Annotated in this window: 14 protein-coding genes; 10 read left to right on the top strand and 4 right to left on the bottom strand. The window is 64.4% G+C overall.

Features of this window, described 5'->3' with window-relative positions; genetic code table 11:
- Positions 1-238: 238 nt before the first annotated feature.
- On the top strand, positions 239-487 hold the full coding sequence (locus FJ428_RS30005; RefSeq protein WP_224519203.1) for a DUF2934 domain-containing protein: 249 nt from the start codon (positions 239-241) through the stop codon (positions 485-487).
- A 63-nt stretch (positions 488-550) separates the two neighbouring features.
- Here the strand turns inward: FJ428_RS30005 and FJ428_RS30000 are convergent, their stop codons facing one another.
- A complete protein-coding gene (locus tag FJ428_RS30000; RefSeq protein ID WP_140880779.1) occupies positions 551-1,243 on the bottom strand; it encodes a glutathione S-transferase family protein in 693 nt (230 codons plus the stop codon).
- A gap of 65 nt (positions 1,244-1,308) precedes the next feature.
- On the opposite strand from FJ428_RS30000, the gene FJ428_RS29995 reads away from it, so the two are divergent.
- The 4 genes from FJ428_RS29995 to FJ428_RS29980 all read left to right on the top strand — a co-directional run bounded on the left by FJ428_RS29995 (position 1,309) and on the right by FJ428_RS29980 (position 6,871).
- Complete coding sequence (locus FJ428_RS29995; RefSeq protein ID WP_140494383.1) at positions 1,309-1,821, top strand: DinB family protein; 513 nt, start codon at positions 1,309-1,311, stop codon at positions 1,819-1,821.
- 320 nt (positions 1,822-2,141) lie between these two features.
- Positions 2,142-2,591, top strand: coding sequence for a MucR family transcriptional regulator (locus FJ428_RS29990; RefSeq protein WP_140494381.1), 450 nt, complete (start codon positions 2,142-2,144; stop codon positions 2,589-2,591).
- 136 nt (positions 2,592-2,727) lie between these two features.
- Positions 2,728-4,605, top strand: coding sequence for an ABC-F family ATP-binding cassette domain-containing protein (locus FJ428_RS29985; RefSeq protein WP_140494379.1), 1,878 nt, complete (start codon positions 2,728-2,730; stop codon positions 4,603-4,605).
- Between the two features lie 157 nt (positions 4,606-4,762).
- Complete coding sequence (locus FJ428_RS29980) at positions 4,763-6,871, top strand: molybdopterin oxidoreductase family protein (RefSeq protein ID WP_140880777.1); 2,109 nt, start codon at positions 4,763-4,765, stop codon at positions 6,869-6,871.
- 11 nt (positions 6,872-6,882) lie between these two features.
- Here the strand turns inward: FJ428_RS29980 and FJ428_RS29975 are convergent, their stop codons facing one another.
- Both FJ428_RS29975 and FJ428_RS29970 read right to left on the bottom strand, forming a co-directional pair.
- A complete protein-coding gene (locus FJ428_RS29975; protein ID WP_140520624.1) occupies positions 6,883-8,025 on the bottom strand; it encodes an NAD(P)/FAD-dependent oxidoreductase in 1,143 nt (380 codons plus the stop codon).
- A gap of 69 nt (positions 8,026-8,094) precedes the next feature.
- Complete coding sequence (locus FJ428_RS29970; protein WP_181165174.1) at positions 8,095-8,580, bottom strand: Lrp/AsnC family transcriptional regulator; 486 nt, start codon at positions 8,578-8,580, stop codon at positions 8,095-8,097.
- 96 nt (positions 8,581-8,676) lie between these two features.
- Between FJ428_RS29970 and FJ428_RS29965 the strand changes: the two genes are divergently transcribed.
- Genes FJ428_RS29965 through FJ428_RS29955 form a run of 3 tightly spaced genes read left to right on the top strand, consistent with a single transcriptional unit; the run spans position 8,677 to position 12,284 of the window.
- Positions 8,677-9,885 carry a diaminopropionate ammonia-lyase gene (locus FJ428_RS29965; RefSeq protein ID WP_140880775.1) on the top strand — a complete coding sequence of 403 codons (1,209 nt, stop codon included), beginning with the start codon at positions 8,677-8,679 and terminating at the stop codon, positions 9,883-9,885.
- The gene (locus FJ428_RS29960; RefSeq protein WP_140656267.1) at positions 9,882-11,108 is read left to right on the top strand and encodes a Zn-dependent hydrolase; all 1,227 of its coding nucleotides are present in this window, start codon (positions 9,882-9,884) and stop codon (positions 11,106-11,108) included. Before FJ428_RS29965 ends, FJ428_RS29960 begins: the two co-directional genes overlap by 4 nt.
- Positions 11,109-11,126: 18 nt before the next feature.
- Positions 11,127-12,284, top strand: coding sequence for a M20 aminoacylase family protein (locus FJ428_RS29955; protein ID WP_140494367.1), 1,158 nt, complete (start codon positions 11,127-11,129; stop codon positions 12,282-12,284).
- Between the two features lie 213 nt (positions 12,285-12,497).
- Here FJ428_RS29955 and FJ428_RS30470 read toward each other — a convergent pair whose 3' ends face one another.
- Complete coding sequence (locus FJ428_RS30470; protein WP_181167442.1) at positions 12,498-12,638, bottom strand: hypothetical protein; 141 nt, start codon at positions 12,636-12,638, stop codon at positions 12,498-12,500.
- 110 nt (positions 12,639-12,748) lie between these two features.
- Here FJ428_RS30470 and FJ428_RS30465 point away from each other — a divergent pair, with 110 nt between their 5' ends.
- Positions 12,749-12,922, top strand: coding sequence for a hypothetical protein (locus FJ428_RS30465; RefSeq protein ID WP_181165130.1), 174 nt, complete (start codon positions 12,749-12,751; stop codon positions 12,920-12,922).
- A gap of 69 nt (positions 12,923-12,991) precedes the next feature.
- On the top strand, positions 12,992-15,085 hold the full coding sequence (locus tag FJ428_RS29950) for an ATP-dependent helicase (protein ID WP_140880773.1): 2,094 nt from the start codon (positions 12,992-12,994) through the stop codon (positions 15,083-15,085).
- Positions 15,086-15,092: the final 7 nt, after the last annotated feature.

The following is a 15,092-nucleotide window of genomic DNA, read 5'->3' as shown; positions in this document are numbered from 1 at the left end:
GTGAACCGCTTCGACGCCAAAACAGAAGCGGACAGATCATGTGCTACCAAACCGGACAACTTGATTAGCTACCGACAGAGGAAGTCGACGGGGGAAGTCGACGCCATGCGCGTTTGCGTGCCGGGCCGATATCGGCGATGCCGCCAGCCCGAGATCGGACGGCTGCAATATTAGGCTTTGCTTGCTATAGTCACATGTCGGCGCCGCGCTGAGGTCGGCCCGGATGGAGACCATGACCATGACAGACGATCGCCAGGAGCGCATTCGCAGCCGCGCACATCATATCTGGCAGGAAGAAGGGCAACCGGCCGGACAGCATGAGCGCCATTGGCAACAGGCGACGGCCGACATCGACCAGGAGGATGCAGGGTCATCCGCGTTGAAGAAGCCGGCAAGAAAGGCGGCCGTCGCCGGCAAGGCAAAAACCGCGCCCAAAGAGGCCAAGACCGCGGCCAAGCCCGGCAAGCCAAAAAAGGCGGCCAAATAAGACCTGGCCATAGCGGAGCCGATGGCTCATCGTTAGCCCTGCCGCAAGATCAGGCGCTACGGTTCACGCGGCCGCCGCAACCGTTCGACCCAGCCCGCCATGCAGGTCGAGGCAGCGGGCGAACCACTGCGCCACGACATCGTGGTCGTCGAGCAATGGGTAGGGCGAGGCGACGCGTGCCCATTGCAGCGCGCCGAACACGATATAGTCGGCGAACAGGGGCGAATCTCCGCCGATGAATGGCTGATAGGCGAGCATCGAGCGCAGCGGCTCCAGCGAAGCCCTGAAATTGCCAAGCCCGGCATCCCGCGCGGCCATCACCTCTTCCAGGCTCTTGCCCAGGCGCTGCTGCCGGCTCTGGCGGAAATAGGCGGCGTTCTCCGTATCCTGCATGGCATAAAGGTCCATGATCGCGGCGGTGGTCACATAGGGATGGATGGTCAGTTGCGACCAGCGCTCGATGAAGCGCGCCATGGCCTTGCCGCCTTCGCCGCCAAACAGCGACGGCCGGCCCGGATAGGTTTCGTCGAGATAGAGCGCGATGGCGAAGGAATCCGCGACGACCGTCTCGCCGTCGCGGATCACCGGCACGAGTTTCGATGCGCCGCCCTCGACGCGGGGCACTTCGAGAAAACGCGTCGGCACCGCGCTGATCTCCAGCCCCTTATGCGCCAGCGCCATCGTCGCCTTCCAGCAATGCGGGCTGAAGGGGCGGGTGGCGTCGCGTCCGACGAGATCATAAAGCAGAATGGTCATTGGCGGCGGCTTCCTTGCGGTTTAGGTATCCCGCAACGCCTCGACACAGGCCGGCGGGAGAAAAGATGAAACGGCACTTCATGATGTTTGCGGCCTATAATCAATGGGCCAATGGCCGCATCTACGATGCCGCCGCCGATCTCGACGAAGAGGAATTCAATCGCGACGTCGGCGCTTTCTTCGGCTCGATGAAGGGCACGCTCAACCATCTCCTGGCCGCCGATCGCATCTGGATGAAGCGCTTTACCGGCGAGGGCGATGCGCCGACGGCGCTGGACGCCATACTGTACCAGGCGTTGCCGGGCCTGCGCATGGCGCGCGAGGCGGAGGACCGGCGGATCGTCGACTGGGTTGGCGGTTTGAGCGACAAGGCGCTGTCGGGCCGCTTTATATACATGACGGTATCGGACATGCGCACCGTCTCGCAACGGCTGGCTCCGGCGCTCGACCACGTCTTCAACCACCAGACCCACCACCGCGGCCAGGCCCATATGATCCTGACGGTTCTGGGCCGCCCTTCCGTGCAGCTCGACCTGGCGCATTTCCAGCGCACCGAGGAAGGGCGCGCATACGCCTGATTTCGGCCGCCGGCTGCGATAGAGCAGTTTTCAACGTTTCACGGAAACTGCGAACTGAGGGCCGAAAGACGTTGGAGCGCGTTATGACCGACGGCGCGTGTTTTACAGATATTGGCCTTCCAACCGGGCCGCCCAAGTCTGCCGACCCGAAAAATTAGCTTTTCTAGTTTGCACGGAGCCGATTTCCCTAAAAAATATTTGACTGCAAGTCTTGATTCGTTTTGAGATTTGCTGGTCCGTTTGGGGGACGCGGTTAAATAAATGCATCGACGAAATTCTTCTCTGGGGTAGATGATTTTGTCGCAAATAGGGTGAAAGATTTGTCAAATATCGAGGATAAGACCGTTATCGAGCTGACCGCTGACATTGTCTCGGCCTATGTCGGCAACAACCCGCTGCCGGTTTCCGGCCTGCCTGACCTGATTGCCAGCGTCAGTGCCTCGGTGCGAAAGCTCGGAGGTGCCGTTGTCGCGGAAAGTCCAAGCCTGGTTCCTGCGGTGAACCCGAAGAAGTCGGTTTTTCCCGACTACATCGTCTGCCTGGAAGACGGCAAGAAGTTCAAGTCGCTCAAGCGGCACCTCAGGACGGACTATGGGCTGAGCCCGGATGAGTATCGCACCAAATGGGGCCTGCCGCCCGACTATCCGATGGTCGCTCCGAACTACTCAGCGACACGGTCAGCGCTGGCGAAGTCGACGGGACTTGGCCGCAAGCCGGCAGCGCCGGCCCCCGTGGCCAAGGCGACAAAGCGCGGCAAAGCCAGCGCCTGAGCGCGGCCGACCGCAGCCGGAAGCCTCTGAGCTGCGATGTTGACGGCGCCATTGCGCGCGCCGTTTTCACGCCTTGCGTGGCCAACCGGCCCGCAAGGTCTTGCGAAGCGCCGGTCTCCCGTGCAAAAGCGCGGCCATGCTTATCATCAACGACCTCTCGCTGCGCATGGCGGGGCGCTTGCTTCTCGACCATGCCTCGCTGACCTTGCCGGCCGGCACCAAGGCCGGACTTGTCGGCCGCAACGGTACCGGCAAGACCACGCTGTTCAAGGCCATAACAGGCGATTTCCCTTCCGAGACGGGCTCGATCAGCCTGCCGAAGAACACGCGGATCGGCCAGGTGGCGCAAGAAGCGCCCGGAACCGAGGAGCCGCTGATCGAGATCGTGCTCAAAGCCGACCTCGAGCGCACGGCGCTGCTCGAGGAGGAAAAGACGGCGACCGATCCGCACCGTATTGCCGACATCCATATGCGGCTGGCCGATATCGACGCGCATTCGGCCGAGTCGCGCGCCGCCACCATCCTGGCCGGTCTCGGCTTCGACGACGCCGCGCAGCGCCGCCCGGCCTCCTCGTTTTCCGGCGGCTGGCGCATGCGCGTGGCACTCGCTGCCGTGCTGTTTTCCGAACCCGATCTTCTGCTGCTCGACGAGCCGACCAACTATCTCGATCTCGAAGGCACGCTGTGGCTCGAAAACTATGTTTCCAAATATCCGCACACGGTGCTGCTGATCTCGCACGATCGCGACCTGCTTAACCGCGCCGTCAACTCGATCGTCCATCTCGACCAGAAGAAGCTGACCTTCTGGCGCGGCGGCTACGACCAGTTCGAACGCCAGTACACCGAGCAGAAAGAACAGCAGGAAAAGGGCCGCATCAAGCAGGAAGCCGCCCGCAAGCATATGGAATCCTTCGTCGAGCGTTTTCGCGCAAAGGCATCCAAGGCAAGACAGGCTCAGTCCCGCATCAAGGCGCTTGAAAAGATGAAGCCGATCACGGCCATCGTGAACGACACGGTGCGGCCATTCTCTTTCCCGGAGCCGGTGAAGACGGTGGCCTCGCCGATCGTCGCGCTGAACAATGTCAATGTCGGCTATACACCCGGTGAGCCGATCCTGAAGAAGATGACCTTGCGCATCGATGCCGACGACCGCATCGCGCTGCTTGGCGCCAATGGCAACGGCAAGTCGACCTTTGCCAAGCTTCTCTCCGGCCGCCTGAAGCAGGAGACCGGCACCATGACCGTGGCGCCCGGGCTGAAGGTGGCGATCTTCGCACAGCACCAGCTCGACGATCTCAGGCCTGAGGAAAATGCCTACGAGCATGTTCGCAGGCTGATGCCCGAAGCGCCGGAATCGAAAGTGCGCGGCCGTGTCGCCCAGTTTGGGCTCACGACCGAAAAGATGAATACGGCGGCGAAAGACCTGTCCGGCGGCGAGAAGGCGCGGCTGTTGATGGGTCTGTCGGCCTTCGAGGGGCCGAACCTGTTCATCCTTGACGAGCCGACCAATCATCTCGACATCGATAGCCGCGAATCCTTGATCCATGCGCTGAACGAGTTCCCCGGCGCCGTCATCCTGATCTCGCACGACCGCCATCTCCTGGAAGCGACGGCGGACCGGCTGTGGCTGGTCAAGGATGGCGCCGTCAACCCCTATGACGGCGACCTCGAAGATTACAAGACGCTGGTCACAGGCGTGTCCGGCGACCGGCGCGAGCGGCGCGAGGCGGAAAAAGCCTCGAAGGCCGACCGCCGCCGCGAGGCGGCCCAGCGCCGCGCCGCCTTTGAGCCGCTGGCCAAGGAAATTCGCGCCACCGAAGCGCTGATGGACCGCATCCGCAAGCGCATCGACGGCATCGAGGACGAACTGGCCAACCCGGCGATCTACGAAAAGGATCCGTCGACGGCGACAAGGCTGGCGAAGGAGCGATCGCAACTCGCCCAGACGCTCGCCGGCCACGAGGAAAAGTGGCTGACCATGTCGGCCGAATACGAGGAAGGCACGGCGGAGTAGTTACCCTCCCCCTTGTGGGGAGGGTCGATCCGCGAAGCGGAGCGGGGTGGGGGTCTGCGCCACAACCCACCCCGGCGCTACGCGCCGACCCTCTCCTTCAAGGGGACGGTCAGATCTGGCCCTACACGCCTTGTTCGAAAACGGCTAAACACGTGCCATGAACCAGCACGCCAGCCTTCGCATCGGCCATTCGGCCTGTCCGCATGATTGCCCGTCGACCTGCGCGCTCGAGGTCGAGTTGCTTGACGGCAACCGCATCGGCCGCGTCCATGGCGCCAAGTCCAACAGCTATACGGCCGGCGTTGTCTGCGCCAAGGTTGCTCGTTACGCAGACCGCGTCCACCATCCCGACCGCTTGCTGAAGCCGCTGGTGCGCAAAGGCGCCAAGGGCGAGGGCGCCTGGCAGGAAACAAGTTGGGAGGCGGCGCTGGATCTCGTCGCCGAAAAATTCATCGCGGCCGAGGAAAAATACGGCTCGGAGACGGTCTGGCCCTATTTCTATGCCGGCACGATGGGGCTGGTGCAGCGCGACGGTATCGAGCGGCTGCGGCATGCGAAGAAATATTCGGGCTTCTTTGGCTCGATCTGCACCAACCTGGCCTGGACCGGCTGGATGATGGGGGCGGGCGCGCTGCGCGGTCCCGACCCGCGCGAAATGGCCAAGTCCGATTGCGTGGTGATCTGGGGCACCAATGCCGTGGTGACCCAAGTCAACGTCATGACCCACGCCATCAAGGCACGCAAGGAGCGCGGTGCCAGGATCGTGGTCATCGACGTCTATGAGAACGCCACGATGAAGCAGGCCGATATGGGCCTTGTCCTGAAGCCTGGCACCGATGGCGCGCTGGCTTGCGCGGTCATGCATGTGCTGTTCAGGGAAGGCTTGGCCGACCGCGCCTATCTCGAGAAATACACCGATGACCCGAAAGGTCTGGAAGCGCATCTGCGCACGCGCTCACCCGAATGGGCGGCCGCGATCACTGGACTGACTGTGGCCGAGATCGAGAACTTTGCCCGTCTCGTCGGCATGACCAGGAAAACCTATTTCCGCCTCGGCTACGGCTTTGCCCGCCAGCGCAACGGCGCGGTCAACATGCATGCCGCCTCCTGCATCGCCGCCGTCACCGGCGCCTGGCAATATGAGGGTGGCGGCGCCTTCCACTCCAATTCCGGCATCTTCAAGCTCAACCAAGAGGTGCTGGAGGGCACGCGCATGCGCAATCCCTCGATCCGCTATCTCGATCATTCGCGCATCGGCCCGGTGCTGACGGGAGCGCCGGATGCGCTCTATGGCGGGCCGCCGGTGACGGCGCTGCTCATCCAGAACACCAACCCGGCCAATGTCGCGCCCGAGCAGCGACTGGTGAAGCAGGGTTTCTTGCGTGAGGATCTGTTCACCTGCGTGCACGAGCAGTTCATGACCGACACGGCCAAGCTCGCCGACGTCGTGCTGCCGGCAACGATGTTCGTCGAGCACGACGACATCTACAAGGGCGGCGGAAACCAGCACATCACGCTCGGCCCGAAGCTGATCGAGCCGCCGGAAGGGCCGCGCACCAACCATTTCGTCATCGAGCAATTGGCTGAGCGCCTCGGAGTCGCCGACAGGCCGGGCTTCGGCCTCACCGAACAGCAGCATATCGATATCATTCTGGGCAAGCGCGGGCTGGGCAGCTTTGCCAGCCTGAAGGAGCAGAAATGGGTCGACTTGCAGCCGGATTTCGAAACCGCGCATTTCACCAAGGGCTTCGGCCATGCGGACGGCAAATTCCGCTTCCGCGCCGATTGGACCGGACAAGCCGCCCCCAACCGGCCGCCGAAAAGCATGGGCCTGTTCGGCCCGGTGGAGCAGTTGCCGCAATTTCCCGATCATGTCGACCTGATCGAGGTTGCCGACGAGGCGCATCCGTTCCGGCTGGCTACGTCGCCGGCGCGCAACTTCCTCAACTCGACCTTTTCCGAAACGCCGGTGTCGAAGGCCAAGGAGGGCCGGCCGGAATTGCTCTTGCATCCCGACGATGCCGCCGCACACGGTTTGGCAGAGGGCGATCGTGTCGAACTCGGCAATGCGCGCGGCGAGGTGGTGCTGCATGCGAGGCTGTTCGACGGCATCAAGCGCGGCGTGGTGATCGCCGAAGGCATCTGGCCGAACAGCGCGCATGAGCGCGGCGAGGGCATCAACGTGCTGACTGGCGCCGATGCGCCCGCACCCTATGGCGGCGCGGCATTCCACGACAACAAGGTGTGGCTGCGCAAGGCAAGCTGAGCGGCCTCAGCTCATACCGGCAGGGTTTCGGCCGTCCTTTTTCTGTTCTGCCGGAGACGAATGTCGTCGGCGATCGCCTGGGCTTCGATTCCGATTTCGCGCAGCAGGCCGGTGACCGAATTGTGGAAGCCGACGAGATAAAGACCGAGTTCCGAAGCGCGCGCATTGACGCCGCTGGCGCCAGGCTCGACGCCGGGCTGGAGGAATTTGGCATAGGCTGGGCGGTAGCCGGTGGCGAAGATGATCGCGTCGAAGTCGCTGTGCCGACCATCGACGAAACGGGCGCCGCCTTCTGATATCTCGGCAATGTCGGGCGCGACCTTGATCGCGCCTTCGCGGATCTTGCCGATGGTGCCGACATCGATCACCGGGATGCGCGACGCCAGGGATATCTGCTCCAGCAATCCCTGCTTGGGCCGTTTGAGCCCATATTTCTCCAGCCTGCCCAACACCAGATCGAGGATGATAGGGAAGACGGCGTCATTGACGCGTCGCGGCCCCAGGCGCGTCGCCATGCTGACGACCTGGATGGGCACCCCGAGCAGTTCGCGCGGCACGATATGGACGCCGCCGCGCACGGAGATCGTCGGATGCGCGCCGCCTTCCGCCAGGTCGAGCGCGATCTCGGCGCCGGTGTTGCCCATGCCGATGACCAGCACCGACTGGCCGGCAAACGGCGTGCTGTTGCGGTAATCCGCGCTGTGCAGACTTTTGCCCTTGAAACTGCCGGCGCCGGCGAATGCCGGCATCAGCGGCTCGGCATTGTATCCCGAGGCAATCACCACATGGGAAGCGCGCACGGTGCCTGATGTCGCTTCGACGCCCCAGCTTCTGCCCTGCCGGCGGATCGCACGCACCGCTTCTCCAAAGCGGGGCCGCAGATCGAAGCGTTGCGCATAGGTATCGAGGTATTTGACGAACAGATCACGTGGCACATAGCGCGGATAATGCCTGGGGAAGGGCACGAAGGGCAGGGATGAATAGCGCTTGGTCGTGTGCAGGTGGACGCGCTCGTAGTGGCGCCGCCAGGCGGGAGCGGGCTGCTGCTCTTTTTCAAGCAAGATGAAGTCGACCCCGGCCTGCCGCAGGCACGCGGCAACGGCCAGGCCCGCCGGCCCGGCACCGATAATCGCAACCGGGGTGGTGTCGTGCAAGCGCGCCTCCCGCCGCTAATTCGCGATGCGGAGAATGGCGAAAGCATGCCAGACATGCAACCTGATCGCTCATCCCGGCAGCGGCACCGTCAGGCCGACCTTGACGCGGTCCATGGCCACGAAGGTGCGGAATTTGCGGACATTGTTGCTGTTGAAGAACAGGCGCCGCGTCAGCGCCTCATAGGCGCTCATGTCGGCCACCGTGATGGCCAGGATGAAGTCGGCCTCGCCTGTCACATAGTAGCACTGCTGGACTTCCGGCGCCGCCAGGAATTGCCGCTTGGCCGCGTCGATCAGTTCGGTGCGTTCGCTTTCGAGTTCGACCTCGACGAAGATGGTGATGGGCTGGCCGACCGCCGCCGGTTCGATGACCGCGACATTGGCCGCGATGACGCCGGTCTGTTGCATGCGCTTGATACGGCGCTGCACCGCCGGCGCCGACAGGTTCACGGCCTCGCCGATCAGTCGCTGCGGCGTCGTGTTGTCCTTCTGCAGCACGGCGAGAATGGCGAGGTCGAAACTGTCGAGCGAGGCTGGCAAAGCGGGCAATGGCATGTCCTGAAGAAACAAACTTGCATTTCGGCACCTTGAATACAGCGCTTTTTGCGCCTGCCTTGCAATATAGTCTCGTCGTCAGCCAAGGAGGCCTTGATGTTCCTGCTCAACCGCAATGCCTTGCACGGCAGCCCACTCGATCCGGTCGACGCCGAAACGCTCGGGGTTGCGGGGGCCGACGCGGCCGAGCGTTTCCTGTCCCATCGCGACAATCATCAGGAGACGCCGCTGCATGCGCTGCCGGCGCTGGCCTCCGAACTGGGCATTGGCGCCATCCACCTCAAGGATGAGGGTTTTCGCCTCGGCCTCGGTAGCTTCAAGGCGCTTGGGGGCGCTTATGCCGTCGTTCATCTGGTGCTGGAGGAAGCCGGCCGCCGGCTTGGCAGGCCGCTCGGCATCGCCGATCTCGATCAGCCCGATGTCAGGGCGGTCGCCGCCACCATGACGATGGCTTGCGCGACCGACGGCAATCACGGCCGCTCGGTGGCACAGGGCGCGCGGCTTGTCGGCGCGAGGGCGGCGATCTTCGTCCATGCCGGCGTCAGCGACGAGCGCATCACGGCTATCGCCCGCTACGGCGCCGAGATGATCCGCGTCGACGGCAACTACGATGATTCGGTCAGGCAAGCCGCACGCGTCGCGGCGGACAAGGGCTGGACCGTCGTGTCCGATACGTCGTGGCCGGGCTATGAGCGCATTCCAGGCCTCGTCATGCAAGGCTACACCGCGATCATGCGCGAGGCGCTGCGCCAGCTCGGCGAACCGCCCACCCACGTCTTCGTCCAGGCCGGGGTCGGCGGCATTGCCGCTGCCGTGGCTGGCCATCTCGCCATCGTGCTCGGTGATGCCAGGCCGGTCTTCACCGTGGTCGAGCCCGCACGTGCCGCTTGTATCTTGGGCGCCGCCAGGGCTGGCCATCCTGTCAAGATCGCGCATGGCGAAGCGACTGTCATGGCGATGCTCGAATGCTACGAGGCGTCGCCTGTCGCCTGGCGCGTGCTGGCGCGTGCCGCCGATGCCTTCATGACCGTCGACGAGGAGGATGCGGTCGCTATGATGCGGAGGCTTGCGCGGCCGGCCGGCGGCGATCCGGCCATCGTTGCCGGCGAAAGCGGCGGGGTCGGCCTGGCCGGACTGATCCGGGCGCTGGCCGACAACAAGGCCGAACTCGGCCTCGACCGGCTCTCGCGGGTGCTGGTCGTCAACACCGAAGGCGCAACCGATCCCAGGCGTTATGCCGAACTCGTCGGCGTGGCCGCCGCGGACGTGCTTGCGGGCAAGGTACTTTCTGGAGCAACGCCATGATCTCGGTCGACGCGCGGCGGCTGCTTGGCCGTATTCGGGACCTCGGCGCCATCGGCCGCGACGGCGAGGGCCGGCTGGTGCGGCTTGCCGCCTCGGACGCCGACCGGCAGGGCCGCGACCGCTTCGTCGGCTGGTTGCGCGAGGCGGGGCTCGAAGTCGCCATCGACCGCATGGGCAATATCTTCGGCATCTGGCGGACGCCTGGGAATGCCGGGCAGGCGCCGATCCTGATAGGCTCGCATATCGATACGGTCATAGATGCCGGCATTTATGACGGCTGCTACGGCGTGCTGGCTGGGCTGGAGGCAATCGAGACACTGAAGGCGTCAGGCTTTGTCCTGTCGCGCCCGTTGGCCGTCGCCGCCTTCACCAATGAGGAAGGCGTGCGCTATTCCCCCGACATGATGGGCTCGCTGGTTCATGCCGGCGGTGTTGCGATCGACGAGGCGCTGGCGGCCGTGGGGACCGACGGCAGCGTGCTCGGGCAGGAACTGGCGCGCATCGGCTATGCCGGCGACGAGCAGCCGGGCTTCCTCAAGCCGCATACCTATCTCGAACTGCATATCGAGCAGGGCCCGGTGCTGGAGCGCGAAGGCGTGCCGATCGGCGCGGTGGAAAACCTGCAAGGCATCTCCTGGCAGCGCATCACCATCGACGGGGTCGCCAACCATGCCGGCACCACGCCGATGTCGATGCGCAGCGACGCCGGCCATGCGGCCGCCCGTGTCGTCGCCTTCCTGCACGATCGTGCCAAGGCTTCGAACACGCCGACCGTCGCCACCGTCGGCACGATGCTTTTCGAGCCCAACGCCATCAACGTCATTCCCTCGCGAGCGGTCTTCACCATCGACCTGCGCGATCCTTTCGAGCACCGGCTGCAGGCGGAGGAAGCAGCACTCGCCGCTCACCTCGAAGAACTCGCCGCCGCCGAAGGCGTGACGATCTCGGTCGAGCGGCTGGCGCGCTTCGAGCCGGTGATCTTCGACAGCCGCATCGTGGAGCTGATCGAGGCCGCTGCCATCAGTCGCGGGCTGGTTTCGAAGCGCATGACGTCCGGCGCCGGCCATGATGCGCAGATGATGGCGCGTATCGCACCTGCCGCGATGATCTTCGTGCCGAGCGCCGGCGGCATCAGCCATAATCCGCGCGAATACACCGAGGATACCGAGCTCGTCGCCGGCGCCAACATTCTGCTCGATGTCGTCACCCGACTTGCAACCTAGTTTGAGAGGGGCGGAGAAATGGCCAAAATCGATCTCGATGCCTTGAAGCAGGAGATGACCGGCTGGCGGCGCGATCTGCATGCCCATCCGGAATTCGGGTTCGAGGAAAAGCGCACCGCGGCCTTCGTCGCTGCCAAACTGCGCGAATTCGGCCTCGACGATGTGACCGAGGGCGTCGGCGGCACCGGCGTCGTCGGCACGCTGAAGCGCGGCAGCGGCAACAGGGCGATCGCGCTCAGGGCCGATATGGATGCCCTGCGCATCACCGAGCAATCGGCTGTGGCCTATGGCTCGCAAAATCCCGGAATCATGCACGCCTGCGGCCATGACGGCCACACCACCATGCTGCTCGGCGCGGCGAAGCTGCTGGCCGGGGAGGGCGGGTTCAACGGCACGGTGCGCTTCATCTTTCAGCCGGCCGAGGAGTGGGGCAGGGGCGCGCTGGCCATGCTCGACGATGGGTTGATGCGCCGCTTTCCCTTCGATGAGATTTTCGGCCTGCACAATCTGCCCGGATTGCCGATTGGCCATTTCGAAACCCGCCCCGGCCCGATGATGTCGGCCGAGGATATCTTCGAGATTGTTCTGAGAGGCCGCGGCGGCCACGCTGCCGGGCCGCAGGACGGCCGGGAGACACTGGTCGCCGCTTGCGCGCTGGTCACCAATCTGCAAACCATCGTCTCGCGCCGGCTGAGCCCGGCCGACATATCGGTGGTCTCGGTAACCGAGCTGATCACCGACGGCACCCGCAACGCGCTGCCCGGCCTTGCCCGTATCCTGGGAGACGCCCGCAGCTTTCGCCCCGAGGTCAGCGCCGAGATCGAGAAGCAGATGCGCACCATCGCCGCCGGCACCGCCGCCGCCTACAACGTCACCGCCGAGGTCGCCTACAGCAGGGAATTCGTGCCGCTGCACAACGACGCCGAATTGGTCGACGAGGCCTTTGCAGCCGCCGGAAACGTGTTCGCGCCCGAAGGCGTCGCCGTCGCCCGCGAGCCGATGACCGGCTCTGAGGATTTTGCCCGTTTCCTCGCTCACGTGCCCGGTTGCTTCGTCTTCCTCGGCAATGGCGACACGGCGCCGCTGCACAATCCGAGCTACGACTTCAACGATGACGGCCTGCTGTTCGGCACGAATTTCCATGCCGCGGTCGTCAGACGGCGATTGGGAGCATGAACGGCGCGGTCGTTCCGGAATTTGGCGGGAAGCCAAAGGGGTGGAATCCCCATGACGCTACGGCAAGACTCAGCTAACATCCATATTGCGGCGGACCTGATATCCGCCTGGCCGGCGCTATCAGGCACCTCCCAAGCGGCGCCGGCCGTCCTTTCCAGGCTGTGCTTTGTGCTGTCCCGCCGTGGTCCGCGGCGTTGCTGCACGCATGTCAACTCATTTGCCGGTCTTACCGGCTACAGGATTGCCGTCGGCGTGCGGGCTTTCCGCTGCCGGAGCCTTGGTTGGCGGGACGTTGTTGTCGCAGGCCGACACGGCCAGAACGATCAGCAGAAGGCCTAGGGAGAGCTTCTTCATCGCTACCTCCTCTCGTCTGACAACGAGACGACTTCCGTTTGGTTGCGACGATCAAGCCGAGGAACAAAAGCTCATGTCTCCGGTTGGATCAGGCAAAGGAGGACTGCTGGATGATCCGTCTGCTCTTGGCCTGCACCATCGCCTTCGTCACTTACCGCCTCGCGCGCAAGCTGATCGAGGACGTACCCGACACCGTAGATCCCCTGTTGCTGCCAGTCCCGAAGAATGATCGGGAGACATTGCGCAGGCAGTCGGCAGCGATGGGTGTCGATCCGGAACGCTGACCTGTCGACCCTGAGCTCGCCGCGCCGCTTCCTTGTTGCGAACAAAGCGGAAACGATGCTTGATGGGCGATGAACCTTGCCGCTCATGATTCGACATTTCGGGAACCGACCGACCAGCCTGCTTATCTCGCAAGGCTGAACGATGCCCAACGCCAGGCTGTCGAGCATGGCGACGGCAGGATCGCCGGACCGCTGCTGGTCATTGCCGGCGCCGGCTCGGGCAAGACCAACACGCTGGCGCATCGCGTAGCCCATCTCATCGTCAAGGGCGCTGATCCGCGCCGCATCCTGCTGATGACGTTTTCACGCCGCGCCGCCTCCGAAATGGCCCGGCGCGTCGAGCGCATCGCCGGCGAGGTGCTCGGCCGTGACGCCTCGATCGTCACTGACGCGCTGACCTGGGCCGGCACCTTCCATGGCATCGGTGCACGGCTGCTGCGCGATTACGCGCAGGAGATCGGCCTCGATCCGGCGTTCACCATCCACGATCGCGAGGATTCGGCCGACCTGATGAACCTGGTGCGCCACGAACTCGGCTTCTCGAAGACGGAAGCGCGCTTTCCCACCAAGGGCACCTGCCTTGCCATCTATTCGCGCGCCGTCAACGCGCAGGCGCCGCTCGGCGAGGTGCTGGGCTCCGCCTTTCCATGGTGCGCCGGATGGGCCGAACAGCTGAAGCAGCTGTTCGCCGGCTATGTCGAGGCCAAGCAGGCGCAGAACGTGCTCGATTACGATGACCTGCTGCTCTACTGGGCGCAGATGACGGCCGAACCGGAGATAGCGATGCATCTGGGCGGGCGCTTCGACCATGTGCTGGTCGACGAATACCAGGATACCAACCGGCTGCAGGCCTCGATCCTCATGGCGCTCAAACCCGATGGCGCCGGCCTAACGGTGGTCGGCGACGATGCGCAATCGATCTATTCGTTCCGCGCCGCCGAGGTGCGCAACATCCTGGACTTTCCCAAGCAGTTCGCGCAGGCCGCCGATGTGGTGATGCTGGAGCGCAACTACCGCTCGACCGAAACCATTTTGGCCGCCGCCAATGCGGTGATCGGCGAGGCCTCGAAACGCTTCACCAAAAACCTGTGGTCGGAACGCAAATCCGCCGCCAAGCCGAGGCTGGTGACCGTACGCGACGAGGTCGAACAGGCCAATTTCGTCTCCGAGGCCATCCTGGCCGAGCGCGAGGCCGGCACGGCGCTGAAATCGCAGGCGGTGCTGTTTCGCGCCTCGCACCACAGCGGGCCTCTGGAAATCGAGCTGACGCGGCGCAACATTCCCTTCGTCAAGTTCGGTGGGCTGAAATTCCTCGATGCCGCTCACGTCAAGGATGTGCTGGCGGTGCTGCGCTTTGCCGAAAACCCGCGCGACCGCGTCGCCGGATTTCGCGTGCTGCAGCTTTTGCCCGGCATCGGCCCGTCGGCCGCCGCGCAGGTCGTCGAGACGATGACATCGGCGCTGGACGAGGCGATGGGCCTTGCCGGCTGGCGGCCGCCGCAGCGCGCGGCGGATGACTGGCCGGGCTTCGTCTCGCTCTACTCCGGCCTGCGTGCCGGCGCCAAATGGCCGGCCGATCTCGAACAGGTCAGGCTCTGGTACGAGCCGCATCTCGAGCGCATCCACGAGGACGCAACCACGCGCCGGGCCGACCTTCTGCAGCTCGAGCAGATCGGATCCGGCTACGCTTCGCGCGAACGGTTCCTGACCGAGCTGACGCTCGATCCGCCGGACGCGACCAGCGACCAGGCCGGGCCGCCGCACCGCGACGAGGATTATTTGATCCTGTCGACCATCCACTCGGCCAAGGGCCAGGAGTGGAAGAACGTGTTTGTGCTCAACACCGTCGATGGCTGCATTCCGGCCGATCTCGGCGTTGGTACCAGGGAAGATATCGAGGAGGAGCGCCGGCTGCTTTACGTGGCGATGACAAGGGCCAAGGACAGCCTCAACCTGGTCATGCCGCAGCGCTTCTTTGCGCATGGCCAGGCGGCGCGCGGCGACCGCCATGTCTATGCCTCGCGCACGCGCTTCATCCCGGCCTCACTCCTTGCGGCATTCGAACAGACGGTATGGCCGGCAGCGCAAGCAGCGCCGGGCAGGGCGCCCCGGCCGGAGATACGCGTCGACATTGGCGCGCGCATGCGCGGCATGTGGAAATAGTCGCGGC

The organism is Mesorhizobium sp. B2-8-1, from assembly GCF_006440955.1.
Taxonomy (GTDB): domain Bacteria; phylum Pseudomonadota; class Alphaproteobacteria; order Rhizobiales; family Rhizobiaceae; genus Mesorhizobium.
The sequence above is the reverse complement of the archived record's forward strand: the minus strand, read 5'-3'. Positions and strand labels throughout refer to the sequence as shown.

Coding starts and splice junctions, on each gene's coding strand:
- FJ428_RS30005 (WP_224519203.1), top strand. CDS start 239: ATGACAGACGATCGCCAGGAGCGCATTCGCAGCCGCGCACATCATATC.
- FJ428_RS30000 (WP_140880779.1), bottom strand. CDS start 1,243: ATGACCATTCTGCTTTATGATCTCGTCGGACGCGACGCCACCCGCCCC.
- FJ428_RS29995 (WP_140494383.1), top strand. CDS start 1,309: ATGAAACGGCACTTCATGATGTTTGCGGCCTATAATCAATGGGCCAAT.
- FJ428_RS29985 (WP_140494379.1), top strand. CDS start 2,728: ATGCTTATCATCAACGACCTCTCGCTGCGCATGGCGGGGCGCTTGCTT.
- FJ428_RS29980 (WP_140880777.1), top strand. CDS start 4,763: ATGAACCAGCACGCCAGCCTTCGCATCGGCCATTCGGCCTGTCCGCAT.
- FJ428_RS29970 (WP_181165174.1), bottom strand. CDS start 8,580: ATGCCATTGCCCGCTTTGCCAGCCTCGCTCGACAGTTTCGACCTCGCC.
- FJ428_RS29965 (WP_140880775.1), top strand. CDS start 8,677: ATGTTCCTGCTCAACCGCAATGCCTTGCACGGCAGCCCACTCGATCCG.
- FJ428_RS29960 (WP_140656267.1), top strand. CDS start 9,882: ATGATCTCGGTCGACGCGCGGCGGCTGCTTGGCCGTATTCGGGACCTC.
- FJ428_RS29955 (WP_140494367.1), top strand. CDS start 11,127: ATGGCCAAAATCGATCTCGATGCCTTGAAGCAGGAGATGACCGGCTGG.
- FJ428_RS30470 (WP_181167442.1), bottom strand. CDS start 12,638: ATGAAGAAGCTCTCCCTAGGCCTTCTGCTGATCGTTCTGGCCGTGTCG.
- FJ428_RS30465 (WP_181165130.1), top strand. CDS start 12,749: ATGATCCGTCTGCTCTTGGCCTGCACCATCGCCTTCGTCACTTACCGC.
- FJ428_RS29950 (WP_140880773.1), top strand. CDS start 12,992: ATGAACCTTGCCGCTCATGATTCGACATTTCGGGAACCGACCGACCAG.